This window comes from Mesorhizobium sp. M7A.F.Ca.CA.001.08.2.1, assembly GCF_003998455.1.
Lineage (GTDB): Bacteria > Pseudomonadota > Alphaproteobacteria > Rhizobiales > Rhizobiaceae > Mesorhizobium > Mesorhizobium ciceri.
Window position 1 is genome coordinate 1 of sequence record NZ_RZPW01000827.1, and the last position, 2,609, is coordinate 2,609.

A 2,609-nucleotide genomic window follows, 5' to 3' on the forward strand; every position below is an offset into this window, starting at 1 on the left:
CTGCACCAGATAGCACGTGTCGCAGACAAGCACGTTGAGCGGGTAGTAAGGTTCCATCTGGTCGAGCTGGTCGGGCTGCAGGAACCTCTCGCACGGCGGCGACATGCCAAGATCGACCAGGGTGTGGCGCAGGCGCGACCCGCAGAGCCTGCAGCCGACATTCCGGCTTGCCGCACTATGATCGCGGACGATTTCGACTGCCTGAATGTTCATTCCCCCTGCTCCTGTCTGCTGGTTTGAAAACGGAGACGCGGCGCGCTACGCAGAACCGATGCCTGCCGCGCCTCCGCAGGCAGATGGCCACAGGTTAGGATACAGCCCCCCCTGGTTCGATTTGCCAATCCGTCGGGTGCCTTAATCCTAATAGCGAGCGGGCGGCGGCAATGCCGGCGCGAGGCCCGCCGAACGGGTAAAGCCGTCATCCGGATATACCCCTATCGAAGAGGCCACCTAAGGCTTAGGTAGCCCTTCCAGCGTCGGCTGGCGACGCTGACAATTGCCGCGCCGGTCTTGCTCGGCACGGGGGATCCAAGTGCATGCTGTTTACCGAAACGGAGCTTCAAGGTGTCTGGCTGATCGAGCCTACACTGATGGTTGACGACCGTGGTTTTTTCACCCGTCTTTTCTGCGAAAAGGAGATGGCGGATTGCGGTCTGGCGACCCGATTTGTCCAGCACAGCCGGTCCTGTTCGGTCCAAAAGGGAACTCTCAGGGGGCTACACTACCAAGAGGAGCCTTACGCCGAGGTCAAGCTGGTCTCCTGTGTCCGCGGCGCTATTTTTGATGTCGTCGTGGACCTGCGCCCGAATTCACCGACACGCTACAAGTGGCTTGGCTTCGAGCTGACATCCGAGAACATGAAGCAGGTCTATATCCCCGCCGGATTCGCGCACGGCCTGCAGACCCTTACGGACGGCACCGAGGTCTCTTATCTCATATCGCAGTTCTATGCGCCCCACGCGTCGACGGGCGTCCTCTACAATGACCCGGCCTTTTCGATCCGTTGGCCATTGATGCCGACAGCAATGTCGGAAAGGGACAAGTCCTGGCCCCTTGTCAGACGGCGAACCGGCGCGTCGGCCTCATGAGGCTGCTGCCAAAAGACCATGTTCCGATAACAGTCTGGCGGCGGCGGCGAGTTCCTTGAACGGCAGGTTCGAACGCTCCGCCATGCTCAGAAGCGAATGCTGCCCGTCGGCAAGGTTTAGCACCCAAAGCAGCGACATCGACGTTGCGCCCGACGACTTCTGCCCTCCCAGGGCTGCATAGAGGCCGCGCTTGCCGAGTTGCGGTTCGCCTTTAGGCAAGAGGTTCAACGGCGTCCAGTCCTCTTCGATGATGTCGATTACGTCCGTCAGGATGCGGAAGGAATCCTCGAGATGCTCCGGCCTGATGAAGTCAAGATTGTCGGCCGACGTGTGGTATTCGGGGAATGTGCCGTGGACGCTCCGCTGGAACATGCCGACCGGAAGATCGAAGCCCGGCGAGCAATATTGCCTCTCGTCATAACCGTAAGGGGAGAAATCCAGCATCTTTGCCCCAGCTAGACGCCCGAGCACGTGTGCCATGGCGCGATCGACGAGCGCGTCACCGCGGCGGCTGCGCTTGTATGCCGGGCTTCCTGCGTCACCAACGCATGACAGCACCAGACCATGGTCGATGAGACATGTCCGGTCCTCGTTGCGCGACAGCCACGCGAGCGCGCCGATGGTGCCCGGGGCGAACAGGAAGCGATAGCTGTATCGTGTTTCCCTTGCCTTCAGGCTTCTTGCGAGCGCTGCCAGCAGGGCCAGGCCCGAACAGTTGTCGTTGGCGAGTGAGGGATGGCAAATGTGCGCCGAAAGCAGGAATTCCCGTTCTGTTTGCCCGCGGTGCAGGTATTCTCCGTAGGCGAGGCTGCCGTCTTTGAATTCGGCATCGATCTCCACCCGATAGAGACCGTCGGGCATGTTGGCCACACGGTCATGGGCTGCGCAGAAGCCCCATGTCGGGGTGTAATAGGAAGTGCGGTAGGGAATCACCTTCGGTTGTTCCGGCAGCGTATGGATATGCGGCCTCAATTCTTCGAGCGGCAGTATCCCCTTGAAGGGTAAGCTGTAGTTGACGATGTGCAGGTTGGAGTCAGCGAAATCCACGACCGTTTGTCCGTCCGGGCCTGTGATGCTTGCCGAGCGGATGTTCCATTCCTTGGGAATGGTCCAATCGAAAACCTGCGTCCCGGTCGGCACTTCATGCCGTTCCAAATCGATGTGCCCCGACAAGACGTCCAGCGTTTGTCGCACACCATCTCCGGTGATGCTCCTGCAGATCGGAAACAGACGTTCGGCCAAGGCATAGATTTCATGGCCGAGGCTGACGGACGCTGGCGGCGAGCCGAGTCCGCCGGGATTCACCTGTTCCACACCGCTTATCCCGCCGCTACCTCCAGTCTTTTCGAGGCTTCGGCCACCCGCATCCGACCGTCCAGAAGTCCGTTGGCCAAAAGATACCGGATGTGGCCGATACGCTGGAAGCGCGGCCCCTCGAATTCGTCGAGAGTGACATTCGACTTTCGGTAGGCATGATAGAGCTGCTCGGCCCCTTTGCGCGCATCCCATTGCGGCTTGAAG

At 60.2% G+C, this 2,609-nt stretch carries 3 protein-coding genes and 1 pseudogene; 1 reads left to right on the plus strand and 3 read right to left on the minus strand.

All coding sequences use genetic code 11. The annotated features are described in order from the left end of the window. The coding region (locus EN914_RS31595; protein WP_407067824.1) for a class I SAM-dependent methyltransferase at nucleotides 1-213 on the minus strand (213 nt) is incomplete at its 3' end. 323 nt (nucleotides 214-536) lie between these two features. On the opposite strand from EN914_RS31595, the gene rfbC reads away from it, so the two are divergent. Then, nucleotides 537-1,088, plus strand: a complete 552-nt coding sequence (rfbC, locus tag EN914_RS31600) for a dTDP-4-dehydrorhamnose 3,5-epimerase (protein ID WP_024505404.1) — start codon at nucleotides 537-539, stop codon at nucleotides 1,086-1,088. Here rfbC and EN914_RS31605 read toward each other — a convergent pair. After that, entirely contained in the window at nucleotides 1,083-2,402 is a 1,320-nt protein-coding gene (locus tag EN914_RS31605) for a DUF4910 domain-containing protein (RefSeq protein WP_024505405.1), read from the minus strand. The two genes, rfbC and EN914_RS31605, sit on opposite strands and share 6 nt — an antisense overlap. A gap of 5 nt (nucleotides 2,403-2,407) precedes the next feature. Then, nucleotides 2,408-2,609: pseudogene (locus EN914_RS31610) on the minus strand (NAD-dependent dehydratase); the annotation flags it as partial.

What these genes read in the sequence shown, in the direction of transcription:
- rfbC (WP_024505404.1), top strand. Translation starts at nt 537, where the DNA reads ATGCTGTTTACCGAAACGGAGCTTCAAGGTGTCTGGCTGATCGAGCCT.